This is a genomic window from Mycolicibacterium setense, from assembly GCF_000805385.1.
GTDB classification, from domain to species: Bacteria; Actinomycetota; Actinomycetes; order Mycobacteriales; family Mycobacteriaceae; genus Mycobacterium; species Mycobacterium setense.
Genome location: NZ_JTJW01000006.1, coordinates 33,336 through 59,109, shown reverse-complemented (window position 1 = coordinate 59,109; position 25,774 = coordinate 33,336). Strand labels below are relative to the sequence as shown.

Sequence of the window (25,774 nt, the reverse complement as noted above, 5' to 3'; positions counted from 1 at the left end):
GTCAACCATCGCGGGCCACCCGGTCCGATTTCCGCCAGCATCGGCTCGCCCGCACCCATAACGTCGCCGACATGACATCACAGCCCGACCTACCACGAATCACCGTGTGGTTCATGGCGATTGCCGCGGCGCTCGGCACCGCAGCCATCTACCCGCTACAACCCGCGATATCCGATGTCGCGGGCAGCCTTGACATCTCGGTAGCCCAGGTCGGTGTGGCGCTCGCGTGCGGGCCCGTCGGCTACCTGCTGGGGCTCGCGATGCTGGTGCCGCTCGTCGACCGATTCCAACCGAACTATCTACTGGCCGCACAGTTCTGCGCCCTGGCCGCGGCCTTGGCAGCCAACGCCGCCGCGGGCACTTTGTGGATCTTGGGCCTGACGGTCGGCATGATCGGCGCCTGTTCCACCGTCGGTGCGCAGTTGAGTTCGATCACCGCGCGGTTCGTCCCGGACGGACTTCGGGCCACCGCGCTGGGCACTGTCACCGCGGGCATTTCGGCCGGGATCATCGGTGGCCGAATCGCCGGTGGCTGGCTGACGGACTTCCTCGGATGGCGGGCCGGCCTGCTGGTGATCGCGCTGGCATGTGCCGTCACCGCACTCATCGCACTACGCACCCTGCCCGCCACTGCCGGCGTGTCCACGAGCGGCTATCTCGCGACGCTTCGAGGTCTGCCCGGTCTCTACCAGCGGTTCCCGACGTTGCGCATCGCCGCGGTACGCGGCAGCCTCTGGTTCTTCGCATTCTGCGCGGTATGGGCGGGCCTGGCCGTCGCACTGGCCCAACCGCCGTACTCGTACTCAGCGGAGCGGATCGGCCTGTACGCCCTTGCCGGCATGCTCGGCATCGTCGCCACCCGCATCGCGGGTGTGTGGACCGACCGGGTGGGCGCACGACGGGTCATGTTGATCGGCCTTCTCGTCGCCGCGGTCAGCGCCGTGGCTCTCGCCGAGGGGCTGTCGAATCCGGTGGTCACCCTCGCGGGTCTCGCCCTGTTCGATGCCGGACTCTTCGCGGCCCAAGTGGCCAATCAGAGCACGGTTCTGGCGATCGACCCCGCCGCGCCCGCGCAGTTCAACAGCGCCTACATGGTGGTGTACTTCGTGGGAGGCAGCCTGGGTACCGCGTTTGGTGCGGCCGCTGTCGGATGGCTGGGCTGGTCGGCCACCGCCGCCCTCACCGCCGTGGTGATCGCGGTGGCAATGCTGCTCAGCGCCGCCGACCGTGACGATCAGACTTGTGGTTCTTCGCGCACGCGCTCGTCGGGCACCCCGTAGTACCGCCCCAGCACATGCGCCCGCAGCTCGTCGAACTCGCCCGCGACGATCGATGCCCGGATCTGATCGACCAGCCGGATCACAAACCGTTCGTTGTGGATGGTGCACAGCGTCGCCGACAACATCTCCTTGGCCTTGAAGAGGTGCCGAATATAGGCGCGGGAGTAGTTGGCGCAGGTGTAGCAATCACATTCGGCGTCGATCGGGGTGAAATCGCGCTTGTACCGGGCGCCGGTGATGTTGAACCGACCGGTGGCCGAGTACACCGCGGCGTTACGCGCCACCCGCGACGGCGAGACGCAGTCGAAGGTGTCTGCCCCGGCGGCCACTGCGGCGAACAGATCGTCGGGCTCACTGATGCCCAGCAGGTGGCGTGGCTTGTCGGCGGGCAGCTCACTGCTGACCCAGCCGACGATGGTGGCCAGATTCTGCTTCTCCAGCGCACCGCCGATGCCGTAACCGTCGAAGCTCAGCCCCTCGGCGGGCCCGGCCTCCTCGCCGATCCGGGCCAGCCCGCTCGCCGCCTGCCGGCGCAGATCCTCGTACTGCGCGCCCTGCACCACCCCGAACAGTGCCTGCCGTGGCCGCTCCGGCGACAGCCCCTGCAGCCGGTGATGTTCGGCCAGACACCGCACCGCCCACTCATGGGTGCGCCGCACCGAGCTCTCCTGGTAGGCGCGGGTGTTGACGAGGGTGGTGAGCTCGTCGAAGGCGAAGATGATGTCGGCGCCGAGCTGGTTCTGGATACCGATCGACACCTCCGGGGTGAACCGGTGTGTCGAGCCGTCCAGATGCGAGCGGAACGTGACACCGTCGTCGTCCACGACGGCCAGCCGCTCCTTGCCCTTGGCGATGATGTCGTCGGTCTGCAGCCGCTCGGTGTCCATGGCCAGGACCTTCTTGAACCCGACACCCAGCGACATGACCTGGAAGCCGCCGCTGTCGGTGAATGTCGGGCCAGGCCAGTTCATGAATGCCCCGAGCCCGCCGGCCTCGGCCACGATGTCGGGGCCGGGCTGCAGGTACAGGTGGTAGGCGTTGGCCAGGATTGCCTGGGCGCCAATCTGTTTCATGGTCTCGGGCAGCACCGATTTGACAGTGGCCGCCGTCCCGACCGCGATGAACGCCGGGGTCTGGATGTCGCCGTGCGGAGTATGGATGGTTCCGACCCGACCGAGTCGGCCGGGCAACTCGGCCTCCACGGTGAAATAGGGCTGGTCCACACCAGGTATTCAACCGGATGCGCGTCCGATTTCCGTCACGGGGGCGGACGCGACCATACTGCGGACGTGAATTTGGTCAAGAGCCGCCCAATCGTCATCGCCACCGGATGCGCTGTGTTTCTGGCCGCAGTCGCCGGATGCTCCTCGCAGGACTCGGACTCGTCAGGAAAAACCGGGCAGGGCCGGGTCACCTTCGGTCCCAACGATGCCGGTCCCGTCACCAACGTCAGCTGCGAGACCAAGGACGGGCTGACCACCATCGGCATCGAGGGCAAGATGCCGGCCTCCGTGGTGCTGACCGAGGGCGCGTCCCCGGCGGTGCAATCGGTGAACATCGGCGACGTGAACGGTGAGGGCGCATCGCTGACCTATCTGTCCGGCCTGTCGGGCGTACCGGTGGTGGCCGCGCGCGACGGCAAGGGTTACACCATCACCGGCACCGGCATGGGCATCGACCCCAACCAGCCCGGCGCGCCGGTGGACATGCCGTTCGACATCGCCGTCACCTGCCCGTAGGACGCCCGCATCCAGGATCGCCGGACGGTCGATGCCCTTCCCGATGCAACTACAGCACCGGATCGGCCTCCGGTGGCCCGGCGTGCGCCCGGGTCATCCGCGATCGAGAACCAACGGCGGCGACAATATCGGAATGCCCTGCTGAATAAGCTAATTCAGGCATGTCACCCACCCGGCTTTCGGATGTACACCGCGTCTGGACGGCGTCGAACCGCTGACCCTCTCGTCCGCCTCGGCGAACAATTCGCCCAAAGCCACGCCCACGACCTGCGCGAACTCCATACTTCTGCCTGACAGCCCGCCACTGATGACGGGCTGCACAACCGTGAGGAGAGCACTGGTGAAGCGTGAGTTCCTGGTAGCCATCGGCGGCGCCGCGATCGTCGTCGCAGGCCTGTCCGGCTGTTCGTCGAGCGACAAGAAGGACACCTCCGGCGACACGACAGCCACGGCGTCGGCATCGGCACCGGCACCGGCGACGACCTCGGTCGCGTCCGGCGACACGACCGCGACGACCGGCGCGGGCACCGCGCGCGTGACCATCGACGGCACGGATCACAAGGTCGAGGGCACGGTCGTGTGCGCCACGGTCGCGGGCAATGTCAGCCTGACCGTCGGCCAGGGCCTGAGCGCCGTCAGCGCCACGCTCAGCGAGGGTGACAACCCGTCGGTCACGGCGGTGGCTCTGGGCAACATCGACGGCGTCAGCCTCGGCTACACGCCCGGCGTACCCGGCGGCAGTGCAGAAGCCACCAAGGATGGCAACAAATACACCGTCAAGGGCAACGCGACCGGTGTGGACGGGATGAACCCCGTCACCAAGCCATTCGAGCTCGAAATCTCCTGTCCTTGACAGAACACGTCACATCTAGCAAACGTCTGACATAGTGTGGGCCCGGACTGATCCGGGCCCACACTCCGTCCTCAGTCGTTTTCACCAGCACGACCCGGAGGAGCCACCGTGGCCAGTCACCGCAAGCGCGCACGTTCGTCCGCCGTCGCGGTGGCCGGTGCCACCGCCGGCATGACCGCGATCCTCACATTCGGGTACGTCGCCGACGCGCTCGCTGCCACCCTGCCGGGCAACGCCGCCGTGGTCGGCGTGGGCGGCAAGGACGACACCTTGGGTGAGCGGATCCCCAACAAGTTCGGCGGCAACTACGTTCCGTACGGCGATGGGTACGCCGGACCGGCGGATGAGCGGTACTACCCCGTCGCATATCCGGCCACATTGCCGATCGATGAGAGCGTGGCCGACGGCCGCCAGCCGTTGATCGACCAGGTCGACGTCGCCCGCGACGACGTCGGCGAGGACGGCACGATCTACATCGTCAGTTACTCCGAGGGAACCATCGTCGCCGAGAAGTACAAGCGCGAACTCGATGCCGCAGGCAGTCCCGGCGCCGACACGTTGAAGTTCGTCTACATCGCGTCGCCGACGGTTCCCAATGGCGGCATCTACGCCCGCTTCCCGGATCTGGGGCCGCTCGGGCTCCTCGGATTCACCAGCACCGGCGCGGCCGAACAATCGCCGTACGACGAAACCTTCATCACCATCGAGTACGACCCCATCGGCGACTTTCCGGCCTATGCCAACCCGCTGTCATTGGCCAATGCCGCCGCCGGTTTCCTGTATCTGCACGGTGATCCGACCCCGGACGCCGCCGATCTGAGCGACCCGGACGCGGTCATCGTGACCCCGGTCAGCACGCCGGGTGGCGGCACGGATACCTACATCCTGGTCAAGACCGAGCACCTGCCGCTGCTGCAGCCGTTCCGCGACTTCTCCACCGCCCTCAACGCCACGGTTCTCACCGAACCGGTGTTCAGCGCCATCGAGCCGACCCTCAAACTGGGCGTCGACATGGGCTACACGGACCGGGACTACTCCGATCCGGCCACGCCGACCCGCTTCTCGTTGTTCACCCCGCCGAAGCGCATCATCGAAACCGTGAACGCACTTCCCGGCGCCATCCAGGAGGGTGCCGACAACGTCCGCGACGGATTGCCTTCCGCCGCATCGCCTTCGACGACGCCGGGCCCGGCCGACCGCGCCGCTGCCAAGAAGGAAGAGCCCAAGGTCGTCAAGCCGAAAATCGAGACGAACGACGAGGCCGACGCACCCAAGAAGCCGGTCAAGCGCGCCCCTGTGCACCGGCGCGACGACGTGCGCAACGCCATGACGGACGTGGCGAAGAACGTCAGGGACACGTTCAAGCCCGACAAGTCAAAACGCCAGACCAAGCCCACCAGTGACGCGGCCACGGACAAGGCTGCCTAGCTCCTGATGTCATGCTGGGAACATGACTCGACGGCGCGCCTGGTTGTTGTTGCTGTGCCTGCTTCTCCCGCTCGCGGGGTGCTCATCGTCCCCCGATCCGGCTGACACCTTCGCCGCCTTCGCCGATGCCTTGCAGCGCAAAGACGCTCATGGTGCGGCTGCTCAGACCACTGACCCTGCGGCGGCCGAGCCGGCCATCACATCCATGTTCGACGGCATGGGAGAGGCCGCCGCGGTCAAGGTCACCGCCGAACCGGAGGACGGCGACGAGTCCGGCGCGACGCTGAAGTACCAATGGACCTGGGGTGATACCCGGGACTTCGGCTATGACACCGCCGGGACCGCGACCAGGACCGGTGAAGACTGGCGCATCTCCTGGACACCGGCGCTATTGCACCGAGATCTGCGGGACGGCTTGAGGTTCCAGTACAGCACCGACAGTGATCTGCAGACCCCGGTGCTCGACCGAACCGGTCAGCCGTTGATGTCGTGGCAGACCGTCGGGGTGGTCGCCCTGGAGCGCGCCCACCTGGATTCCGCCGGCGCGATCGCCGCCTTGCTGGCACCTTTCGATCCCAGCACCACCGCCGAATCCATCAACGCCCAGTTCACGTCGAACACCGACGATCGGGTGACGGTGATGAAACTGCGCGAAGACGACCTCGCGTCGGTGCGCGACCAACTGGGTCAGATTCCCGGCGTCACGGTGGCCGAGCAGGGTGAGCTGCTGACAACGGACCGCCAACTGTCCTCACCGGCCATCAGTGGGCTGACCCAGCTCTGGCACGACCGGATCACCAAGGCCGCCGGATGGTCGGTGTATCTGGTCGACGGGGACGGCGCGCCCGCACAACGGCTGACCGCGCAACCACCCGCGCCGACCGACCCGATGCGCACCACGCTGGACCTGCGCCTGCAGTTGCTCGCTCAACAGGCCGTCAACCAGGAGGCTCGGCCCACCGTGGTGGTCGCTCTCTCCGGATCGACGGGCGGCATCCTGGCCGCCGCGCAGAATTCCGCTGCGGACCCGCAAGGCGCCATTGCCTTTTCGGGTCTCTATCCGCCCGGGTCGACCTTCAAGACCATCACCACCGCAGCGGCTCTCGAAGCCGACCTGGCGACCCCTGACAGCCCGGTGGCCTGCCCGGCCCGGATGACGATCGAGAACCGCACCATCCCCAACGACGACGACTTCGACCTGGGGACAGTGCCATTGACAACGGCGTTCTCCCATTCGTGCAACACCAGCATGGCGGCGCTGTCTGACAAGCTGCCCGCCGATGCACTGACCAAGACCGCCCGCGCATTCGGCATCGGGGTCGACTTCACCATTCCCGGGCTCACCACGGTGACCGGCCGAGTTCCCAACGCCGACACCGCCGCGCAGCGGGTGGAGAACGGCATCGGCCAGGGCACCGTGACGGTCAGCCCGTTCGGTCTCGCGGTGGCCGAGGCCAGCCTGGCGCACGGCTCGACCGTCCTGCCCAACCTGGTCGACGACGACAAGGTGACGGCCGATACCCCCTCGGAGCCGCTGCCGGGCGCTGTCACCGGGGCCCTGCGGGACATGATGCGCAAGACCGTGACCGAGGGCACCGCACGCCAATTGAGCGATATCCCCGACCTCGGCGGCAAGACGGGAACCGCCGAATTCGGCGACAACACGCACTCGCACGGGTGGTTCGCCGGCATCGCCGGCGACATCGCCTTTGCCACCCTGGTGGTGGGCGGCGACTCGTCAGCCCCCGCGGTGAAGATCTCGGGTGATTTCCTGAGGGCTGCCGGCTAATCGGTACCGGACTCGGCCGCCAGGTGGACGAGCCCTGACGCCACCGCGAACCGCGGGCCGTGCACCCCGTCGATGTTGGCGCGCCCCACCACAATTCCCCTGGCGCGCAAGGATTCGCCGACTGTGCGCAACAGTTCGTCATCGAGCGCACCTCCACCGGCCAACACCAGCGCGGGCGGGGGCTTCTCGAACGCGGCCAGGCAGCGGGCGATGTTGGCCGCCACGGTCTCCTGCTTGATCGCCAACCGCAGGCTGCGCCATTCTTCGGCCGCCAGCTTGGTGGAGAACGGCACCAATCCGGCGGTCCCGCGGGTACACAACCGACCGATCGCGTCGGCCGGGGCCGGTGAATCGAGGAAGAGACGCCGGCCGTCCTCCTCGTGTGCGACATGCGGACCTTCGACCCGGATCGCCGGGGTGCGCTTGACCCGCTCGGCCAGTGCCCTCGGAATGTTGAGCATCCGCGCCACCGCAACCGTGATGGTCTCCCCCGCGCCCGCCGCCGTGACGGCGCGCTCCGGGCCGATCAGATCGATGGTGCCACCGCCGATATCGCACACCACCGAATCCGGCGGTAGGCCCGGTGTGGTGCGTGCACCGCGAGCGGCCGCTTCGGGTTCGGTGGCGATGGTGCGGGCCGGACGGCCGGTCAGCTCGGCAAGCGTCGTCGCGGCATCCTCGACGTGGTCGGCCGCCAGCAGGGCCACCACCGTGCCACGGGCATCGGCCACGCCACGGCGCAACCAGGTGCCGCTGTCGAGTGCGGACAGATCGGTGAAAAAGGCGTCGTCCACGGCCGTCTCGTGATCGGCGGTCGGGACGGAGCGCAGCCGGATCCGCACCACGCTGCCCGGCAGTTCGCGACGCAGGATGGCGTGGGCCTGGGCGGGCGTGTACTTGACGAGCGTTCCATCGATCCTGAATTCGACGTAGTCGTCGTCCACCGCGGGCGGTTCCGGCGGCTCGGTGCGCGCCGTCACGGCAATGGCGGGGGCATCGGATAGCTCCCTGGTGAATTCGGCCACGTCGTGAATCTGCTCATGGCCGAGTTGCAGTGCCGCACACAACGCGATCGGATCGGCCAGCGCGCGGTAGGCGCGACCCTCGGCCACCACCTCCACCGCGACCAGCGCCCCGGGCGTCAACCCGTCGAGCATCACCTCGTCGACCACTGGGCAGTCGAGCGGAATCCGGTTGCGGATCAATACCGCATCGTCCTGAGCAGCCAGCACACCCGCGATGCTCCAACCGTTGTCGACGGCGGCGGTGATCGCCGCAGCGGCGACCTCGAAATCGGTGTCCCCGTCGACCGAGACGATCACCGGCCCGTCGTTCGGCGCCCCGGTCAGCTCACCCAGCGGCACGTGCCGGCCCACCGCGTACCCCGCACCCGCCGGGGTGCTGGCATCCGGCCTGCGCAAGCTACGCACCGGTGAGCGCGGCGACGGTGCCGGCGCCAGCGGAGCGGTCTCGGTGTCGACCGGCCGGATCGCCGAGAGCGCCAGCTCATCGGCGTGGACTTGAGCGTCGACCTCGATGCGGTGCAGCAACACGGCCGCGCCTTCGAGAGATTCCCGGGATCCCTTGCGGCCCCGGGTCGGTGCCTGGTCGTGCCTCAGTGGTTGCACCTCACCGTCCGCGATGCGGGCCAGCACGATCTCGGTGGTGTGGTTGCCCACGTCGATCCCGGCGATGACGCGGGTGGTCCGGGGATCGGGCAGGGTCACCGCAACAATCCCCGCCGGGCATACACCGTGGCGGCCTGGCGCACCAGCTCGGCACAACGCGCGGCGCCGCGGGCTTCCAACGACGCCTGCAGTGCGTCGAGTTCGGCGGCCGTGGAGCGGTGCGGACGCAGCGCCTCGTACAGTCCCATCACCTCTTCATCGTCGATCGTGGCCAATTCGGCTGCGCGCAGGAAGTTCTCGGCAAGTTGAGGGTTGCCGTGCTCCTCGGCGATCACCGCCTGGTGTGCCAGGGTCGCCGGATCCATCCGCAGATCCGAGAGATCCAACTTGCCGTCGACGGCGGCGGCCACCGTAAATGTCCGGGCGGACTTCTCGTTCAACTTCTCGTCACCTCCACCGTGACGGGCGCCTGGCCCGGTTCGCTGGCCTCACGCTCCAGGGCGACGAGCGCCACCGCGCGGGCGTGGTAGCGCGCCGAGATCGACTCGTCGGTGCCACCGGTCAGGATCGGTACCGGGGCCATGCCCTTGGCGTGCCGGGCCGCGTTGCGGCCCAGTTCCCGATAATTCCTGGCCGTCAGCAACGGAGCCACACTGAACAGCTCCAGGTTGGCCAGCGGCGCCAGATCCCTGCGGTGGATGAGGGCAGTGCCCTTGCCCTGCAAGCCGATTCCGATTCCCGAGCCGGACAGTTTGGCCGCGGTCAGGCCGATCAGGCCGACGTCGATGGTCGAGCGCACCCGGACGAAGCGGGGCACGCAGCCCTCCTCCTCCAGCCCGGCGGAAAGCTGACGGATCACCTCACCGACCGGCAGGCCGCACAGGCTCAGCCAGACGCTGCGGCCCAGTGCGGGTGACAACCCGATGCACACCTCCCGCGGATCGCTGCCCTGGCGGGCGGGTTCCAGGTCGGTGACGGTGATGTGGCCGGCGTGCTCCACCTGGTCGCCGGTGAGCTCGGCGGCGCTGCGCTGCTGGCGGATGTTGTCGATCTCGGCCCGACGCGCATCGCTCAACGTGTAACCCGTTGCGGGCCCGGTGTAATCATTCGGATCGGTGATCTTGGACAGCACCCGGAACTGCTCATCGAAGATCGCCGAGGTCTGCAGCTGGTCGCCGCGCAGACGCTCGGACGTCAGCCGCATGATGGCCTCGGCCTCCTCGTCGTACCCGGTGCGCTTCAACGAGGCCACCACGTCGAACACCGTGAGCTGCTTGGCCTCGATGGCATTGGCCGCTTCCGCGACGGCCTTGGGGTCGCCGGGCGGCAGATCGCGCGACCCGTTGGCGATCACCACCTCCTCGATGTGGCCGTCGTCGAAATCGGCCAGCCCCAGATCGCGGTAGACCGCCTGCACGGCCGTCGCGGCGCGGCGCCGGACCGCGGCCAGATGCTCGGGCGACACGGTGCGCAGACCGCCGTCGGCGCCCCAATCGCGTTGCAGGACCAGGAAATCGTCCATATCGTCGGAATTGAAGTTGGACAACGCGAACGCGTTGTCATAGCGCGGGATCGAGCCGAACCCGGAGAAGATGAAATCGGCGCCGGCCAGCAGAACCGGCAGAGTGTGCGCGCTGCGGCGGATGTCGGATTCGGAGATCAGATTGTCATTGCCCGCGCACGACTCCAGGTCGCGCATCATCACCATCAGGTTCTCGGCGAGCAGCTCCTTCATGCCCTCGGGCACCGAGGCCACCACGCCCACCCCGTCGATACCGCCGTTCTGCACGCCCTGGGAGCCCAGTGCCCGGGCCAGCGACACACAGCGGGATTCCAGATACAGGATCGAGCACTTCTCGGCCGCACCCATCAGCACCTCGGCCCCGCCGCCGCTGGTGACCCGCATCTTCAGACCACGTGACGCATAGGCGCTTGTCAGAATGGCCTTGGAGAACGGCGTGTCATCGCCGTCGACGAACACCTGCTCGGTGCCGTAGATGGAAATGGTCTCGGCGTAACTGGTCAGCCCGCGCATACCGAGCCGCAGTTCCAGCGCCTCCTCGATCGCGCACTGCGCCATCGCGCCCGGCGTCCCCACCTGCGAACCGATCAGCAACGCAACGGCATTCGACGGCGCGTCACCGAGCACCGGCACCGTGGTCTCGACCTCGCGGAACCCGTAGGCGACCGCGCTCGCCGCATCGGCCGCGATCAGCATCGGGTCATCCAGTTGGTTGGTCACGTGGGCCTGATTGCTCGGGGTACGCCTGGCCCGCATCTTGGCCATCGCCATCTGTATCTCGACCGGGGTGAGCAGCGCGATGACCCGCGCGAGCTTCGCCGGCGTGGTACCACCGATCAGCCGGACCACCTCGGCCCGGGGCACGTTGAGGTCGACGGTCTTGCGCGCCAGTTCGACATCGGACATGGCCATGGCCTCGGCCGCGACGTCGAGGTCCAGGCCGTAACGGGCGATGAACTCGTCGATCACGTCGAATTCCTCGGCGGCTCTGCCGTCCATCTCGATGACCTGGCCGCCCCGCAGCACCAGCGACGGTTCCGGATCGTGCGGGCCGCGCATCGCCACCAGGCCCAGATCCGGGTTGGGCACGCTGAACCCGTCGAGGTTCACCGCCTTGGCATCGAGAGTCCGCATCCTGCCGAGGTAGGCACCACCGTCATCCGCCACGCCGACCATTTTGCGTGAGGAACCCTATTTGGTCTACCCATTACGCCTTTTGGCGTCAGGCGCCGGACGCGACCTCCAGCGCCTTGAGGGAATCCTCCAGATGGCTGAGCATCCGCTGCAGATGCGGCACACTGCGCCGACAGCCGACCAGACCGAAATCGAGGTTGTCGGCATTGTTGGCCAGCGTGATGTTCATGGCCTGGCCGTCCAGCGCGATCGACAGCGGATAATTGCCGTCGAGTCGAGCACCCTTCCAGTACAACGGATTTCGCGGTCCGGGCACATTGGAGATGACCAGGTTGAACGGCGGCGACGTGGCGCGGACGAAACCGGGGACCGCGGCCAGGCCGAGCGGGGCGATCATCATCGCCGACAAGGCCAGAGCCTGGATCCGAGGCAGTTCGGAGAACACCTTCTTGTTGCCCCGCATCGACTCGCCGACGACGTCGAGCCGATCCGCCGGATCTTCCAGGTTGGTACCCAGATTGCACAGGACCGAGCCCACCAGGTTGCCGCCTGCGTCGGCCTCGTGCTCGGCGCGCAGGCTCACCGGAACCATCGCGATCAGCGACTCGTCCGGCAGCGCGTCCTGCTCGAGCAGGTAGGCGCGCAACGCACCGGCACACACCGCGAGCACCACGTCGTTGACCGTGAAACCGGCGGCAGCCGAAATCCGCTTGAACCGCTCCAGAGGCCAGGACTGCGCCGCGACCCGGCGGGCGCCACCGATCTTGACGTTGAACATCGTCTTGGGAGCCGCGAACGGCAATGTGAGCTGTTGCTGCAGCAGCGCCGCACGAGCCAGCCGCACCGTCGACGGCGCCAGACCCGCGACAGAGCCCACCGCGTCACCGAGGGTCCGCATCACCGACGAACTCTGGTGCGGCCGTTTCCGGCGCGGCAGCGCCCACGGCACCCGCACCTCGGCGTCCTCGGGATCCTCCGACAACGTGCGCATCAACAGCTTGAGCGCCGACACCCCGTCGATCAGCGAATGGTGCATCTTCGTGTACACCGCGAACCGGCCGTCGGCCAGCCCCTCGATCAGGTGGGCCTCCCACAACGGACGGTGCCTGTCGAGCAGGCTGCCGTGCAGGCGTGAGGTCAGCTCCAGCAGGTCACGAACCCGGCCCGGCGACGGCAGGCCCGAGCGACGCAGGTGATAGTCGAGGTCGACGTCGTTGTCGTAGGTCCAGCCGACGTTGGCGAAGCCGCCCAGAATGGTCGCCGGATGCTTGCGGAACACGGGCTCGATCTCGGTCTGGGCCACCATCGCCTCGTACAGCTCCCGCACGAATTCTCGGTCCGCACCGGCCGGAGGTTCATAGAGCGCGAGGCCGCCGACGTGGAACGGGTGCTCCCGGCTCTCGGCGATCAGAAACATCGAATCGGTCGGCGACATGAGCTCCATGAACCCATTCAACGCGGATCCGGACGGGGCCGCGCGAAAACAGGTACCCGACTACGCGTTCGCCCGCCCTGAATCAGCCGCAAGATCTGTTCACAGCCGACTCGTCGAATGGAGGTGTCAGGATGCATGTCCCAACGGCAGCGCGCAAGGCCTTGGCAGTGATCCGAATCCTCAACGGCGCGGCGGGATTGCTGGCCCCCGAGAAGTTGCTGGGCCGCCTCGGCGTCGACACGGCCCAGGATCGGTCCGGCACCTATCCCTTCCGGATGTTCGGTATCCGGACAGTCATCATCGGGCTCGAACTCCTGATGTTGCGCGGCGAAGAACTGCGTCGCGCCGAAAAGCTCGCGGTCCTCATCCACGCGACCGACACTGCCTCTGCCACCGTCACCGCAGCCCGCGGCGATCTGCCACGCAAGCAAGGCCTGGTGGCCATCGTCATCTCCGCGATCAACACCGCACTAGCCGTCACCGCATGGAAAGGAGGCCAGGATGCCATCCCTGCTGACAAGGTGGTTCATCAAAGCCACTGAGGTTGCCGACCGTCGGATCGGGTGGGACAAGTTCCCGCCGTGGATCGGGCTCGGCGTCCTGATCGGGGTCCGCGACGCACTGCGCGAACACAACCTCTATGACGCCTATCGGGGCAAGCCCCCGGCACCGCCGGAACACACCCCTGCCGAATACCTCACGATCAGAACGGTCGACGGCTCCTACAACGATCTGTCGGCACCGTCGATGGGTATGGCCAACACCCGGTTCGGACGCAACGTGCCGCTGGACAAGGGACATGCCGAGCAGCCGCCGAACCTGATGGACCCCAACCCGAGAGTGATCAGCAACGAGCTGCTGCGACGCGACACATTCAAGCCGGCCACCACGCTCAACGTCCTGGCGGCGGCCTGGCTGCAGTTCGAGACCCGTGACTGGTTCAGCCACGACACCGACCCCAGCAAGATGATCGAGATTCCGGTGCCCGACGGCGACGACTGGGACGAGTCCGCCATCCGGATCCCGTCGACGCCGCCCGACCCGCACCCGACGCCGGGCGACTCGACGTTCATCAACACCGAGACGCACTGGTGGGATGCCTCGCAGCTCTACGGCAGCAACCAACTGTTCCAAGATGCGATTCGCACGAAGGACAAGAAGGACGGGAAGGTTCGCATCGACGCCGACGGATTCATCGATCTCGATCCGTCGTTGCTCGGTGCCTCCGGCGGGGCGGACGGCTGGTGGCTGGGCCTGGAACTGATGGGCACGATCTTCCTACGCGAGCACAACGCCATCTGCGACCGCCTGCAAGCCGCCTACCCGACCTGGACCGGCGACCAGATCTTCCACAAGGCGCGCATGATCAACGCCGCGCTGATCGCGAAGATCCACACCGTCGAATGGACGCCGGCCATCCTCGGCCACCCGACCTTGCAGATCGGGATGCGGGCCAACTGGTTCGGGCTCGCCGGCGAACGCGTCAAGCAGCTGTTCGGGCGGCTCAGCGCCGACGAGGCGATCAGCGGTGTCGTGGGGTCTGCGACCGATCACCACTCCGCGCCGTACTCGATCACCGAGGACTTCGTCACCGTCTACCGCATGCACCCGCTGGTGCCCGACGACTACGAGTTCCTCAACATCGCCGGAAAGGCCGAGCCGCAGCAGCTTTCATTCGACAGCATCCACGGCGGCGCCAACTCCCGCGGCGTGCTCAAGAGCATCGGCATCTCCAACTGCATCTACTCGCTGGGCGTCGCGAACCCCGGCGCGGTCACCCTGCACAACAGTCCCAACTTCATGCGCCGCTTCGACCGCACCGACGGACACGTCATCGACATGATCTCGACCGACATCATCCGCTCCCGCGAGCGAGGGGTGCCGCGCTACAACGACTTCCGCCGCCAGCTGCGGTTGAAGCCGGCGACATCGTTCGACGAGATCAGCGGTGGGGACCGCGACACTGCCGTCAAGATGAGCAAGATCTACGGCGGTGACATCGAGAAGGTCGACGCCATGGTCGGCATGTTCGGCGAGAAGCTGCCCGAGAAGTTCGGGTTCAGCGACACGGCGTTCCGCATCTTCGTTCTGATGGCGACCCGCCGGCTCAAGAGCGACCGGTTCTTCACGGTCGACTTCACCCCGCGGGTCTACACACCCGAGGGCCTCGCCTGGATTGCGGACAACGACATGTGCTCGGTGCTCATCCGCCACTATCCCGAGCTCGAACCGGTGCTGCGCGACCAGCGCAACGCATTCGCGCCGTGGTCGCGGCTCGGCCAGGGACAGCGATGACCCGCCCCGAGCCGGAGCTGACCCGGCCGACGGCACTCGACGAGTCGTTGTTGCTCGGCTGCCGCAACAGCGCGTTGGACCTCCTGTTCCGTCAGTCGGTGGCCGGGCCCATCCCCGACGGGGACACCCGAGGCACGTTGCTGGCCTGGCCGGGCACGTGGCTGGCCAAGCCACTCGCCCAGCTGGTCCGCGTGATCATCTGGCAGGGCAAGGTGCTCGACCGACGTGAGGGCGTGCTGCGCAACAAGGTGACCCCGTTCGGTCTGCGGCTCGTCAAAGCCAGGCTCTCGATCGCATCGAGCTGGGTGGACAGCGCTGACTGTGTGCTCATCGACTACTCCAAGACGTCGTTCCTGGCCCGTATGGTGCGCGACGAGATCCGTCAGGTGGGCCCCGGCCTCTACCTCGGAGTCGTGTGGCTCTGGCGGAAACGCGTCGGGTGGTTCACCATTCGCTCGACCGGGTGATCCCGATGCCACACCAGGAAGCGTTCACCGTGCTCGCCGAGGTCAGCGAAGACCGGCTGGCATCACTGCGAGATCTGCTCGGACGGATTCCCGACCACGTCGAGCGGTGGGATGTGCTGCCGTTCGAGAAGTTGAGTGGTCTGCACTTCGCCAGGCTCGTCCTGTTCGACCCGACGCAGGACCTCGATGGACACCCCGTGCCCGCCCAGCTGGCGCTGTTGACCGATGTGGACGCACCGCTGCGCGCACATCTCGACGAACTCTCGACCATCGGAGGCGACGGGCTCGACACGGTGTTCTCCCACTGCGTCGGCTACCCGGACGTCACCTCGAAATCTGCGCGGCGGACTTTCCTGCAGGCACATCAGGCGAAAACCGCTGCGGCACACATCAACCGGCGAGGCCGTTCGGTCAACCAGATCCGGCAGGAGGACCTGCTGCAGCGCGAGATCAACAGGTTCCTGGACGCGGGCGACCTCGGTTCGCTGGATCCGGGGAAGATCAGGAGCGCGATCGTCGACTTCGTGCGCGACCGCGAGGACCTGTCCTGGGCCTTGAAACAGGCAGAGGGGCCGTCCTTACGGTGGCGGGCCAAAGAGGCTGTGCACAAGTACTTCTGGATCGCCGCACTGGCCGTGGTGACGGTGCTGTTCCTGCCGCTCGTGGTGCTCGGCCTCGGATTGTTCACGCTCGTGCTGCGCCACCACGAGAAGCGCGACCAGCCCGACACCCGCGCCGCCGAACCCGATGTGGCCCGGGCGTATCGCGACGACGAGGACTACTGGGCGCACAACCAGATCGTCGCCGTCGGCTTCCTCAAGCCCGGGCTGTTCCGACGGCTGACGACGACGGCGATCCTGTCCCTGACCGACTACGCAACCCGCCACATCTACAACCGCGGAACCCTGTCCGGGCTCAACACCATTCATTTCGCCCGGTGGGTACGGATGAACGGCAACCGCGGCCTGTTCTTCTCCAGCAACTACGACGGCAGCCTGGAGAGCTACATGAACGACTTCATCGACAAGGCGTTCTGGGGGCTCAACGCCATCTTCAGCAATGGCGATGGCTTCCCGCGCACGCGCTTCCTGTTCTTCGGCGGCATCACAGACGAGAAGGCCTACAAGAAGCTGCTTCCCACCCGGCAAGCCCCGAGCAATGTCTGGTACAGCGCCTACCCGCATCTGACGACCAAGAACATCGCGAACAACGAGGCGATCCGCCACGGCCTCTCGGACAATATGGACGATACCCAGACGCGCCGCTGGTTACGCCGATTCGGTTGCGGCAACGACCTTCCCGAGTCCAACTGGGCGGCCCGAAAGCTCGACAGCATTCCGTGGGACAGGCTATGACTCTGCAACTGCACGACATCCAGGGCGTCATCCTGCATGGCAACGGCGCGCTGGATGACGCGGCGTTCCTGCTTCTGACGATCGACGACGTCGCGGCGGCCAAGCAGTGGTTGTCGGGCTTGGAGCTGCGCGACAGCACAGTCCGGCCCGAGATCACCGACACCTGCACCAACATCGCCTTCACGCCGTCAGGTCTGGCGCGGCTGGGCCTGGGGCCCGAGCACCTCGCAATGCTCGCCGGCGAGTTCCGCGAGGGGATGTCCGGCACCGAGCATCGCCGTCGCATTCTCGGCGATCACGGGGACAGCTCCCCGTCGAGCTGGCGGTGGAACGGTGACGACATTCACGCGCTGTTGCTGCTCTACGGGCGTGACGCCGCCGCCGTCGGCGCACTCGAAGACCGTCACGACCTGCCCGGTGCCGGTATCCGCGTCGTCAGGCGACTCGATTCGCTGACACTCCCGGGACGCAAGGAGCACTTCGGTTTTCGCGACGGGATATCGCAACCGCTGATCGACGGCTACGACGAGGGCGGACCGGCGGGAAACACGGTGGCCCCAGGTGAATTCGTGCTCGGGTATCCCAACGCCTACGGCCAGTACACCGACCGGCCGCTGGTGGATCCGGCTGCCGACCCCCGTGACCTGTTGGCGGCCGCGGCAGACGCGCCGGCACTGCGTGACCTCGGCAAGGACGGCAGCTACCTCGTCTTCCGGCAGCTCAAGCAGGATGTGGCGGGCTTCTGGAACAGCCTGGCCGAGCGATCGGCCGATGTGCTCGACCGGGTGCCGGCGTGCGTCGGGCTGGCAGCCAAGATGGTCGGGCGCTGGCCCAGTGGTGCGCCGCTGGTGAAAGCACCGACCGCCGATGATCCCGCACTCGCCGACGACAACGACTTCATGTACTTCCGGTCCGAGGATGCCGATGGTCTGAAATGCCCGATCGGCTCGCACCTGCGGCGGTCCAACCCACGCGATGCACTCGACCCCGTCCCCGGATCCGACCGTTCGATCGATGTGGGCAAGCGCCACCGCATCATTCGCCGCGGTCGTGCCTACGGTCCGCCCCTGGCACCATCCATGGATCCCGCCGACATGATCGGGGCCAGCGACGACGGCGTCGAACGCGGCCTGCACTTCATCTGTTTCAACAGCCACCTCGGGCGGCAGTTCGAGTTCATCCAGCACACCTGGGTCAACAGCACAAAGTTCGACGGCGGCTACGCCGAGGACGATCCGATCGCCGGCGCCCGCGGCAATGGCAACGGAAACGGGAACGGAAACGGCACGGCGGCCGGGACATTCACGGTGCAGCAGGAGCCGATCCGCCGCCGCGTCACCGACTTGCCCCGCTTCGTCCACACCGTCGGCGGCGCGTACTTCTTCATGCCCGGTGTGGCCGCCACGCGCTATCTCGCGGCCCTGCCATGACGTCCTGGCGCGAGTGGGCTCCGGTGCCGTTGCGCCTGTTCCTCGGCGGCGGGCTGATCCTGCACGGCGGCATCAAACTGTTCGCGTCCGGCGGGCACGCCAACATCGCCTATCTGGTCGGGCAGCTCGGGGTGCCGTTCGCCGATCTCGTCGGCTGGATCGTCGGTGTCATCGAATTCGGCGGCGGCCTCGGCATCCTGCTCGGGATCTTCTTCCGGCTCGCCACGGTGGTGAACGCGCTCAACGTCGCGGGTCTCTTGGTGCTCGGCTTCTTCGCGGGCGGCATCCCCGAGCCGCTGCCCGGCGGTGATCCGCTGCCCGGTTTCCGCGAGGCACTGCTGATCCTGGCCGGCGTGGTCAGCCTGCTGCTCAGCGGACCCGGCCGGCTGGCGCTTGACCGAAAGTGTGGCGGGCACCGTGCGCAGCGACAACCCGAGCGGGATTCCTCGGTGTTGCGACTGTCGCCCGACGGGCAGTCTGACCCGAACTAGTCGCAAAACGCTGTGGCGAATGTGCAACCTCTGGTGGCGTGAGCGGCCTGAAATCACGAAACACTGCACACTCGTCGCAGTGCGCCAGAAGGGATGCACCGCGCCGTCAACCAATAAAAAGCCCGCCACCTGCGATGACAGGAAGCGGGCTTATGGCGGTGGCGGAGGGATTTGAACCCTCGGACGGGGGTTACCCGTCACACGCTTTCGAGGCGTGCTCCTTAGGCCGCTCGGACACGCCACCGTGTGGCAGCTTACCGGGCGAGCGCCGCAGGCCCTAATCGGTCGCGAGTCTGAAGTTGAAGTCGAGAATCGGGCACAAACTCGCACATAAGTTCAGACTGGGCAACTACCGCTGAGCCGCGAAGAACTCCTCCAGCAGCGCCGCGCACTCGTCGGCCAGAACTCCGCCGACCACCTCGGGACGGTGGTTGAGCCGCCGGTCACGCACCACATCCCACAGCGAGCCCACCGCACCGGTCTTGGGTTCCCACGCGCCGAACACCACCCGCGCCACCCTGGCCAGCACCAGCGCGCCCGCGCACATGGTGCACGGCTCGACGGTCACGGCCAGCGTCGCACCCTCCAGCCGCCAACCGTCGCCGAGCACCCGGGCGGCCTCGCGCATCGCGACGATCTCGGCATGCCCGGCCGGGTCGCCGGTGGCCTCACGGACATTGGCGGCGCGGGCCAGCTCGGTGCCGTCGGCCGCGAACACCACCGCACCGATCGGCACATCACGCGGCCCGGCCGTCCGGGCGGCCTCCAACGCCGCGCGAATCAGGGCTTGGTTCGAAGCAGTCACCGACCGAGCCGGTCGAGCACCGCCGACAACTCGTCGGCGAAGCCCATCTCGCGGGCGATGCGCCCGATCTGCTCGTCGGCGTACAGGTCGGTTTCGGACAGGATCACGCCCAGCACGTCCTCGTGCAGACCGATGTCCGACAGCACCGACAGGTCGCCCTCCTCGAACGGATCCGAGTCTTCGAGATCCTCTTCATCGAGATCAGCGTCCAGATTCTCCAGCGCCTCGGCCGCGATGTCGTAGTCCAGCGCAGCAGTGGCATCCGACAGCAACAACCGGGTTCCCGCAGGTGCAGGCCGCACGATGACGAAGAATTCGTCGTCCACATCGAGCAGCCCGAAGACCGCCCCGGCGCTGCGCAGCTCACGAAGCTCGGTCTCGGCCGCAGTCAGACTCTTCAATGAGGACGAACGCATGGGGGCGCACCGCCACTTGCCGTCCTCCCGGACAACGGCCACCCCGAAGCCATCAGGCAGGTCTGCCGCGGCACGCTGTGCTCCCATGCCCGCCTACGGTAGTCGCCGACCAGCAATTTTGACAGCGATCACCCCCTCGGCTCCGGCACAGTCCGTATGCCAACCTTGATGCGTGACGAACACCCCCGTGTGCGTGGTGGGCCTCGGCCTGATCGGTGGATCGCTGATGCGGGCCGCCGCCGGAGCCGGCCGCGAGGTCTTCGGCTACAACCGGTCGATGGAGGCCGTCGCGGCCGCGAGGTTCGACGGGTTCGACGCCACCGAGAATCTCGATGAGGCTTTGGGCCGGGCCGCCGACCGCGACGCGCTGATCGTGGTGGCGGTGCCGATGCCGGCGCTGCCGCAGATCCTCGCCCACGTCAAGCAGTCCGCGCCGCTGTGCCCGCTGACCGACGTCATCAGCGTGAAGGGGGCAGTGCTCGACGAGGTGCGCCGTGCGGACCTGCTACCGAACTTCGTCGGTGGCCATCCGATGGCAGGCACGGCGCATTCGGGCTGGTCGGCCGGGGACGCCGCACTTTTCACCGGCGCCCCATGGGTGGTCAGCGTGGACGATCACGTCGACGCGCGGGTCTGGTCGCTGGTCACCCAGCTCGCACTGGACTGCCACGCGGTCGTGGTGCCGGCCCGCTCCGATGAGCACGACGCCGCCGCGGCCGCCATCTCGCATCTGCCGCACCTGTTCGCCGAAACCCTGGCCCTGATGGCCGGTGAGGTGCCGCTGGCCTTCGCCCTGGCCGCCGGGTCGTTCCGCGACGGCACCCGGGTCGCGGCCACCGCACCGCACCTGGTGCGGGCCATGTGCGAGGCCAACGCCGACCAGCTGCTGCCCACCCTGGAGCGCGGCATCGAACTGCTGACCCGCGCCAAGGACGTCCTGGCCGCCACGGGTTCGGTTGCCGATCTGGTCGACACCGGTCACGCCGCCCGGATGCGCTACGACAGCTTCAGCCGCCCCGAGATCATGACGACGGTGGTGGGCACGGACAACTGGCGGGCCGAGCTGGCGGCCGCCGGACGAGCCGGTGGGGTGATCAGATCCGCTCTGCCAGTCCTGGGTAATCAAGGATGAAACCGTCGGAATCCACCGTGATGGTGGTGTCGGCGACCGGCGAATGCAGCTTCACCCCGGCGCCCGGGCCGGAACTGCTGTAGCTGATGTCGGCCGTCTCGACCGAGAAGTCCGGTAATCGCACGTAGACGACGGGCAGGGTCATCGACTCAGCCCGCTCGTGCAGGCCGGTGCGCCGGATGGGCAGCGCATTGAAGAACGGGCTGAACACGACGTCGACGTCGAGCGCACCGCCGTAATCTGAGCGCTTCGTCTGGGTGTGGTCCTGTACCAGCCACATGTTCTCCTCATCGCGGGCGATGGAGAGCTGGCGTTCCCGTTCGGCCAGTGTGACGGTGAGCGACAGTCGCTTGGTGGCGCCGGTCTCGTCGGTGATCAGGTCGTAGGAGGCCGAGAACGCCGGATGAGACTCGGCGGCGGCGGCCACGATCCGGCCGTAGGCCTTGATTCGCTTGCCCGACAACTGAACCCGAACAGACTCCATCCGCGATACGTCGTGCGCCCGCCATGTCAGCACTGCAGGCCAGGCACGGTCCTTCTGGTCGCTCACCCGTATACCGTATGCGACGAGGCACGGCCGTCGTAGCCGAGTCCGGAACTCCCCGCCGCACGCGACTCGAGCGCGACCTCATCACCGAGCAACGGCTGCGGAATCCGGCGCCGGCCCCCCAACCGGCCACTACCGGGCACCGACAACCACACCGCGAACGCCAGCGCGGCATCGAGGATCAGGGCCAACGCCGTGACCATGAGCGCACCCACCAGAGCGATGTGGAACTGGCGCACCTTGATGCCGTCGATGAGGTACCGGCCAAGGCCACCGAGGCTCGCATACGCGGCGACCGTCGCCGTCGCCACGATCTGCAGCGTCGCGGTGCGCAGCCCACCCACGATCAACGGCAGTGCATTGGGCACCTCGACCCCGAACAGCACCCGGCGCTCGGTCATGCCCATCGAGCGCGCCGCGTCCACGACGGCAGGATCGACGTTCGCGATCCCTGCATAGGTGCCCGCCAACAGCGGCGGGATGCCCAGCAGCATCAAGGCGACCGTCGGCGGCACCAGGCCCAGCCCCCACAACAGCACCCCGAGCAGCAGCACGCCGAGGGTGGGTAGGGCGCGCAGTGCGTTGACCCCGGTGACGACCAGGAAGGTGCCGCGGCCGGTGTGCCCGATGAGCAGGCCGACGGGGATCGCGACCAGGGCCGAGGCCAGGACCGCGACCCCGGTGTACTGCAGATGTTCGACGATGCGCGCCGTCAGTCCGGCGGGCCCGCCCCAGTTGGCGGCGCTGAAGATGAAGTCGAGTGCCTGCTGCAGGAAGTTCATGCGGCCGCCTCTAGACGACGGGACGTGCGAGACGGGCTCGGCTGGCGATTCCACGGCGTGATCGCCCTGCCTGCCAACATGATCAGGCTGTCGATCACGACGGCCAGCACGAAGATCGCGATGATCCCGGCGATGATCTGGTCACTCTTGTTGGACTGATAACCCTCGGTGAACCAGGTGCCCAGGCCGCCGATGCCGATCACCGAGCCCACCGACACCATCGAGATGTTGGTGACCGCGACAACGCGCAACCCTGCCGTCAGCACGGGGATGGCCAGCGGAAGTTCGACCTTGAGCATCCGCAACAGCGGCCGGTAGCCGACCGCCGTCGCCGCGTCACGCACCTGTTCGGGGACCGCGTCGAGCGCCTCGGGCACCGCCCGCACCAACAGTGCCGTGGTGTAAAGCGTCAGCGCCACAATGACATTGGCCTCGTCCAGGATGCGGGTCGGGATGATCAGCGGCAGCACCACGAACAGTGCGAGCGACGGGATGGTGAAGATGATGCTCGCCGTGAGGGTGGTCATCCGCCGCAGCGCGGTGGTGCGCTGAACCGCCGCTCCCAGCGGCACGGCGATCAGCAGCCCCAGCACGATCGGTACCAACGACAACCGCAGGTGCACGACGGTCAGCACCCACAGGTCGTCGAGATGGTTCAGCAGATATCGCATGGGCTACCCCAGCTCCGGAACGCGGCGCTGCTGCTTGAGCGCCTCCAGGACATCGTCGGCGCGCACACCCCCGAGGAGCCGGCCGTCCTCGTCGACCGCCACACCGAGGCCGCTCGGTGAGGACAGCGCGGAGTCCAGCGCCTGCCGCAGGTTGCCGTCGGGGGGAAAGAACGAACCGCCGCCGATGGTGCTGTCGTAGAGCTCATTGCCGTTGCGGTGCACCTCGACGCCCTCGGCGTTGATCCACGCGAACGGCGTGCCGGATTTGATCACCAACCGCCACTCCCCCGGGCTCAGGTTCAGCGCATCGATGTCGTCCGCGTCGACGTGCTTGATCTCGTGCAGGGGCAGGCCGCTGGCGTGAAAGAACTGCAGACCGCGGTAACCGCGGTCGGCGCCGACGAATCCCGATACGAGTTCGTTGGCGGGGTTCGACAACACAAACGCGGGATCGGCGTATTGCAGCAGGGCCCCGCCGCGGCCGAACACCGCGACCTTGTCCCCGAGTTTGACCGCTTCGTCGATGTCGTGGGTGACGAACACGATGGTCTTGCGCAATTCGCTTTGCAATCGCAGGATTTCGGCCTGCAGATCCTCGCGCACCACCGGGTCGACCGCGCTGAACGGCTCGTCCATCAACAGGATCGGCGGGTCCGCGGCCAACGCGCGGGCCACCCCGACGCGCTGCTGTTGCCCGCCCGAAAGCTGCGCCGGATAGCGGTCGGCCAGTTTCGGGTCGAGCCCCACCCGTTCCATCACCCCGATCGCGGCCTTGCGCGCGCTGCGCCGCGATTCACCCCGCAACACCGGCACCGTCGCGACGTTGTCGACCACCCGCAGATGCGGCATCAGCCCGGCACTCTGGATGACATAGCCGATCCCGAGCCGCAGCTTGACCGGGTCGACCGTGCTGATGTCCTCTCCGTTGACCGTGAGGGTGCCGGAGGTGGGATCGATCATCCGGTTGATCATCCGCATCGAGGTGGTCTTGCCGCAGCCCGACGGACCGACGAACACCGTCAGAGTGCCCTGCGGCACTTCCAGATTGAGGCTGTCGACGGCGACCGTGCCGTCCGGATACTGCTTGGTGACGTTCTCGAAAGTGATCACTTGATCATCGCCCTGTCGAATCCGTTGTCCCGAATCCACTTTTCGGCGGCCTCGTCGGGATCGACCCCGGCGTTGCCTTCCACCGCGGTGTTCAACTCGATCAGTGCCTCGGTGGTGAGCTTGGCCGACACCGCGTCGAGCACGGTCTTGAGTTCATCGGACATCTTCTGCGAGGCCACCAGCGGAACGACGTTGGCGGCCAGGAAGGCGTTCTTGGGATCCTCCAGCGGCACCAGGTTGTGCTGCTCGATGGCCGGTGACGTACTGAAGATGTTCGCGGCCGTGACGGCGCCGCTGTTCAGCGCTTGCACGGTGGCAGGCCCGCCGCCGTCGCTGATCGCGACGAAGTTGACCGGCGCGATGTCGAGGCCGTACCGGGACTTCAGACCGACCAAACCCGTTTGGCGGGTCTGAAACTCCGATGGGGCACCGACTTTCACCTCCGCCGAATGCGCCGCCAGATCGGCGATGGTCTTCAGGTTCCAGCGCCGGGCGGTCTCGGCAGTCACCGCGAGCGTGTCCTTGTCCTCGGCGGGCGAGGGATACAGGATCGACAGATCCCCCGGTAGAGCTTTGAACAGCGCGATCAGAACCTCATCGGAGGTGGTGGCAGTCGCCTCCGCGTCGAAGTACTGCAGGAGATTTCCGGTGTACTCGGGGATCAGATCGATCGAGTGATCCTGCACCGCAGGCACATACGTCTCACGACTACCGATACCGAACTGCCTGCGGATCTGAAAGTCATTGGCCTCCAGAGCCTGGGCATAGATCTCGGCGATGATCTTCGACTCCGGAAAGTCGGCGGAGCCGACAGTGATCGATTTGAGGTCGCCCGAGATAGGTCCGCCGCCCAGCGGATTGGCGCTTCCGCAGGCCACCGCCAGCGGCACGATCAGGGCGAGCAGGGTCATCGCGATTGCCAGGGGTTTGCGCTGCACAGGCGCGTCCTTTCGGCGACGGCGGCTGGACGATCGGCCTCTGACGACCCTAACGGCACACCCGACATGCCGCCGCGCTTTACCCCACGGTGGTTTGCTTTGTCGCCTCAACGGGCAAAGATGGCAACATGACCAGCGATCCGTCTGCATCGCCCGATTTGCCCGAGCCCACTGCGGCCATACCGGACCCCGCGGCACCCGACCCAGCCAAAGCCCCCGAGCCCGGCAAAACCCCGGCCAAAACCGGTAAGGCCACCGAGCCCAAACTCACCCGCGCCGGAGCCTTGTGGTCAGCCCTGATCCTGGGCTTCCTGGTGCTGATCGTGCTGCTGATCTTCATCGCACAGAACACCGATCCAGTCCCGATGACGTTCCTCAGCTGGCACTGGTCATTGCCGACGGGCGTGGCGATCCTCGGTGCCGCCGTGGCCGGCGGGTTGCTGACGGTCGCCGCCGGGTCGGCACGGATCTTCCAGTTGCGCCGGGCGGCCAAGAAGAACTTCAAGGCCGCGCAGCGCAGCTGAGCC

The 25,774-nt window shown here is 67.2% G+C and carries 25 protein-coding genes and 1 tRNA gene; 13 read left to right on the top strand and 13 right to left on the bottom strand.

Annotated features, from left to right (window positions below; genetic code table 11):
* Positions 1-71: 71 nt before the first annotated feature.
* A complete protein-coding gene (locus tag QQ25_RS10970; RefSeq protein ID WP_039378744.1) occupies positions 72-1,280 on the top strand; it encodes an MFS transporter in 1,209 nt (402 codons plus the stop codon).
* Here the strand turns inward: QQ25_RS10970 and tgt are convergent.
* The gene (gene tgt, locus QQ25_RS10965) at positions 1,235-2,503 is read right to left on the bottom strand and encodes a tRNA guanosine(34) transglycosylase Tgt (RefSeq protein ID WP_039326085.1); all 1,269 of its coding nucleotides are present in this window, start codon (positions 2,501-2,503) and stop codon (positions 1,235-1,237) included. The two genes, QQ25_RS10970 and tgt, sit on opposite strands and share 46 nt — an antisense overlap.
* 66 nt (positions 2,504-2,569) lie before the next feature.
* Between tgt and QQ25_RS10960 the strand changes: the two genes are divergently transcribed.
* The 4 genes from QQ25_RS10960 (at position 2,570) to QQ25_RS10945 (ending at position 7,089) form a co-directional block, all read left to right on the top strand.
* Positions 2,570-3,019 carry a lipoprotein LpqH gene (locus QQ25_RS10960; RefSeq protein WP_039326086.1) on the top strand — a complete coding sequence of 150 codons (450 nt, stop codon included), beginning with the start codon at positions 2,570-2,572 and terminating at the stop codon, positions 3,017-3,019.
* Positions 3,020-3,359: 340 nt separating this feature from the next.
* Positions 3,360-3,872, top strand: coding sequence for a lipoprotein LpqH (locus QQ25_RS10955; protein WP_039326087.1), 513 nt, complete (start codon positions 3,360-3,362; stop codon positions 3,870-3,872).
* 108 nt (positions 3,873-3,980) lie between these two features.
* The gene (locus QQ25_RS10950; protein ID WP_052235769.1) at positions 3,981-5,300 is read left to right on the top strand and encodes a PE-PPE domain-containing protein; all 1,320 of its coding nucleotides are present in this window, start codon (positions 3,981-3,983) and stop codon (positions 5,298-5,300) included.
* Between the two features lie 22 nt (positions 5,301-5,322).
* Entirely contained in the window at positions 5,323-7,089 is a 1,767-nt protein-coding gene (locus tag QQ25_RS10945) for a penicillin-binding transpeptidase domain-containing protein (RefSeq protein ID WP_039378743.1), read from the top strand.
* Here the strand turns inward: QQ25_RS10945 and QQ25_RS10940 are convergent.
* The 4 genes from QQ25_RS10940 to QQ25_RS10925 form a co-directional block, all read right to left on the bottom strand.
* Positions 7,086-8,816, bottom strand: coding sequence for a diol dehydratase reactivase ATPase-like domain-containing protein (locus QQ25_RS10940; RefSeq protein ID WP_052235768.1), 1,731 nt, complete (start codon positions 8,814-8,816; stop codon positions 7,086-7,088). The two genes, QQ25_RS10945 and QQ25_RS10940, sit on opposite strands and share 4 nt — an antisense overlap.
* Positions 8,813-9,157: a diol dehydratase small subunit gene (locus tag QQ25_RS10935; RefSeq protein ID WP_052235767.1), complete on the bottom strand. Its 345-nt coding sequence runs from the start codon at positions 9,155-9,157 to the stop codon at positions 8,813-8,815. The genes QQ25_RS10940 and QQ25_RS10935 overlap by 4 nt, the downstream gene beginning before the upstream one ends.
* The gene (locus tag QQ25_RS10930) at positions 9,154-11,373 is read right to left on the bottom strand and encodes a propanediol/glycerol family dehydratase large subunit (RefSeq protein WP_039379785.1); all 2,220 of its coding nucleotides are present in this window, start codon (positions 11,371-11,373) and stop codon (positions 9,154-9,156) included. Before QQ25_RS10930 ends, QQ25_RS10935 begins: the two co-directional genes overlap by 4 nt.
* 88 nt (positions 11,374-11,461) lie before the next feature.
* Entirely contained in the window at positions 11,462-12,817 is a 1,356-nt protein-coding gene (locus tag QQ25_RS10925; protein WP_039378740.1) for a WS/DGAT/MGAT family O-acyltransferase, read from the bottom strand.
* Positions 12,818-12,939: 122 nt separating this feature from the next.
* On the opposite strand from QQ25_RS10925, the gene QQ25_RS10920 reads away from it, so the two are divergent.
* From QQ25_RS10920 to QQ25_RS10895, 6 genes are read left to right on the top strand one after another with little or no spacing between them, the layout of a single operon-like run.
* Complete coding sequence (locus tag QQ25_RS10920; protein ID WP_039378739.1) at positions 12,940-13,350, top strand: hypothetical protein; 411 nt, start codon at positions 12,940-12,942, stop codon at positions 13,348-13,350.
* Complete coding sequence (locus QQ25_RS10915; RefSeq protein WP_039378738.1) at positions 13,310-15,103, top strand: peroxidase family protein; 1,794 nt, start codon at positions 13,310-13,312, stop codon at positions 15,101-15,103. The genes QQ25_RS10920 and QQ25_RS10915 overlap by 41 nt, the downstream gene beginning before the upstream one ends.
* On the top strand, positions 15,100-15,570 hold the full coding sequence (locus tag QQ25_RS10910) for a hypothetical protein (protein WP_052235766.1): 471 nt from the start codon (positions 15,100-15,102) through the stop codon (positions 15,568-15,570). The genes QQ25_RS10915 and QQ25_RS10910 overlap by 4 nt, the downstream gene beginning before the upstream one ends.
* Positions 15,571-15,575: 5 nt before the next feature.
* Positions 15,576-16,925, top strand: a complete 1,350-nt coding sequence (locus QQ25_RS10905) for a hypothetical protein (protein ID WP_131546151.1) — start codon at positions 15,576-15,578, stop codon at positions 16,923-16,925.
* The gene (locus QQ25_RS10900) at positions 16,922-18,355 is read left to right on the top strand and encodes a Dyp-type peroxidase (protein WP_039378736.1); all 1,434 of its coding nucleotides are present in this window, start codon (positions 16,922-16,924) and stop codon (positions 18,353-18,355) included. The genes QQ25_RS10905 and QQ25_RS10900 overlap by 4 nt, the downstream gene beginning before the upstream one ends.
* Positions 18,352-18,846 (top strand): DoxX family membrane protein, encoded by a 495-nt coding sequence (locus QQ25_RS10895; RefSeq protein WP_052235764.1) that lies wholly within the window; start codon positions 18,352-18,354, stop codon positions 18,844-18,846. The genes QQ25_RS10900 and QQ25_RS10895 overlap by 4 nt, the downstream gene beginning before the upstream one ends.
* A gap of 153 nt (positions 18,847-18,999) precedes the next feature.
* Here QQ25_RS10895 and QQ25_RS10890 read toward each other — a convergent pair.
* The 3 genes from QQ25_RS10890 to QQ25_RS10880 form a co-directional block, all read right to left on the bottom strand.
* A tRNA-Ser gene (locus tag QQ25_RS10890) sits at positions 19,000-19,090 on the bottom strand.
* Positions 19,091-19,195: 105 nt separating this feature from the next.
* Positions 19,196-19,651: a nucleoside deaminase gene (locus tag QQ25_RS10885; RefSeq protein WP_039326095.1), complete on the bottom strand. Its 456-nt coding sequence runs from the start codon at positions 19,649-19,651 to the stop codon at positions 19,196-19,198.
* A complete protein-coding gene (locus QQ25_RS10880; protein ID WP_039326096.1) occupies positions 19,648-20,154 on the bottom strand; it encodes a tRNA adenosine deaminase-associated protein in 507 nt (168 codons plus the stop codon). The genes QQ25_RS10885 and QQ25_RS10880 overlap by 4 nt, the downstream gene beginning before the upstream one ends.
* Positions 20,155-20,254: 100 nt before the next feature.
* On the opposite strand from QQ25_RS10880, the gene QQ25_RS10875 reads away from it, so the two are divergent.
* Positions 20,255-21,199: a prephenate dehydrogenase gene (locus QQ25_RS10875; protein WP_039326097.1), complete on the top strand. Its 945-nt coding sequence runs from the start codon at positions 20,255-20,257 to the stop codon at positions 21,197-21,199.
* Here the strand turns inward: QQ25_RS10875 and QQ25_RS10870 are convergent.
* From QQ25_RS10870 to QQ25_RS10850, 5 genes are read right to left on the bottom strand one after another with little or no spacing between them, the layout of a single operon-like run.
* Positions 21,162-21,749: a putative glycolipid-binding domain-containing protein gene (locus QQ25_RS10870; protein WP_082017503.1), complete on the bottom strand. Its 588-nt coding sequence runs from the start codon at positions 21,747-21,749 to the stop codon at positions 21,162-21,164. The two genes, QQ25_RS10875 and QQ25_RS10870, sit on opposite strands and share 38 nt — an antisense overlap.
* Positions 21,746-22,528 (bottom strand): ABC transporter permease, encoded by a 783-nt coding sequence (locus tag QQ25_RS10865; protein ID WP_039378735.1) that lies wholly within the window; start codon positions 22,526-22,528, stop codon positions 21,746-21,748. The genes QQ25_RS10870 and QQ25_RS10865 overlap by 4 nt, the downstream gene beginning before the upstream one ends.
* Positions 22,525-23,199 carry an ABC transporter permease gene (locus QQ25_RS10860; RefSeq protein ID WP_039326101.1) on the bottom strand — a complete coding sequence of 225 codons (675 nt, stop codon included), beginning with the start codon at positions 23,197-23,199 and terminating at the stop codon, positions 22,525-22,527. The genes QQ25_RS10865 and QQ25_RS10860 overlap by 4 nt, the downstream gene beginning before the upstream one ends.
* A gap of 3 nt (positions 23,200-23,202) precedes the next feature.
* Positions 23,203-24,309 (bottom strand): ABC transporter ATP-binding protein, encoded by a 1,107-nt coding sequence (locus tag QQ25_RS10855; RefSeq protein WP_039378734.1) that lies wholly within the window; start codon positions 24,307-24,309, stop codon positions 23,203-23,205.
* The gene (locus QQ25_RS10850) at positions 24,306-25,220 is read right to left on the bottom strand and encodes an ABC transporter substrate-binding protein (RefSeq protein WP_052235860.1); all 915 of its coding nucleotides are present in this window, start codon (positions 25,218-25,220) and stop codon (positions 24,306-24,308) included. Before QQ25_RS10850 ends, QQ25_RS10855 begins: the two co-directional genes overlap by 4 nt.
* Before the next feature lie 155 nt (positions 25,221-25,375).
* On the opposite strand from QQ25_RS10850, the gene QQ25_RS10845 reads away from it, so the two are divergent.
* Positions 25,376-25,771 (top strand): LapA family protein, encoded by a 396-nt coding sequence (locus QQ25_RS10845; RefSeq protein WP_039326105.1) that lies wholly within the window; start codon positions 25,376-25,378, stop codon positions 25,769-25,771.
* The last annotated feature ends 3 nt before the right edge of the window (positions 25,772-25,774 follow it).

Excerpts from the sequence above, each read along its gene's own strand:
- QQ25_RS10915 (WP_039378738.1), top strand. The coding sequence starts at position 13,310 with ATGCCATCCCTGCTGACAAGGTGGTTCATCAAAGCCACTGAGGTTGCC.
- QQ25_RS10860 (WP_039326101.1), bottom strand. The coding sequence starts at position 23,199 with ATGCGATATCTGCTGAACCATCTCGACGACCTGTGGGTGCTGACCGTC.
- QQ25_RS10930 (WP_039379785.1), bottom strand. The coding sequence starts at position 11,373 with ATGCGGACTCTCGATGCCAAGGCGGTGAACCTCGACGGGTTCAGCGTG.
- QQ25_RS10925 (WP_039378740.1), bottom strand. The coding sequence starts at position 12,817 with ATGGAGCTCATGTCGCCGACCGATTCGATGTTTCTGATCGCCGAGAGC.
- QQ25_RS10845 (WP_039326105.1), top strand. The coding sequence starts at position 25,376 with ATGACCAGCGATCCGTCTGCATCGCCCGATTTGCCCGAGCCCACTGCG.
- QQ25_RS10970 (WP_039378744.1), top strand. The coding sequence starts at position 72 with ATGACATCACAGCCCGACCTACCACGAATCACCGTGTGGTTCATGGCG.
- QQ25_RS10910 (WP_052235766.1), top strand. The coding sequence starts at position 15,100 with ATGACCCGCCCCGAGCCGGAGCTGACCCGGCCGACGGCACTCGACGAG.
- QQ25_RS10895 (WP_052235764.1), top strand. The coding sequence starts at position 18,352 with ATGACGTCCTGGCGCGAGTGGGCTCCGGTGCCGTTGCGCCTGTTCCTC.
- QQ25_RS10945 (WP_039378743.1), top strand. The coding sequence starts at position 5,323 with ATGACTCGACGGCGCGCCTGGTTGTTGTTGCTGTGCCTGCTTCTCCCG.
- QQ25_RS10900 (WP_039378736.1), top strand. The coding sequence starts at position 16,922 with ATGACTCTGCAACTGCACGACATCCAGGGCGTCATCCTGCATGGCAAC.
- QQ25_RS10920 (WP_039378739.1), top strand. The coding sequence starts at position 12,940 with ATGCATGTCCCAACGGCAGCGCGCAAGGCCTTGGCAGTGATCCGAATC.
- QQ25_RS10850 (WP_052235860.1), bottom strand. The coding sequence starts at position 25,220 with ATGACCCTGCTCGCCCTGATCGTGCCGCTGGCGGTGGCCTGCGGAAGC.
- QQ25_RS10865 (WP_039378735.1), bottom strand. The coding sequence starts at position 22,528 with ATGAACTTCCTGCAGCAGGCACTCGACTTCATCTTCAGCGCCGCCAAC.
- QQ25_RS10880 (WP_039326096.1), bottom strand. The coding sequence starts at position 20,154 with ATGGGAGCACAGCGTGCCGCGGCAGACCTGCCTGATGGCTTCGGGGTG.
- QQ25_RS10905 (WP_131546151.1), top strand. The coding sequence starts at position 15,576 with ATGCCACACCAGGAAGCGTTCACCGTGCTCGCCGAGGTCAGCGAAGAC.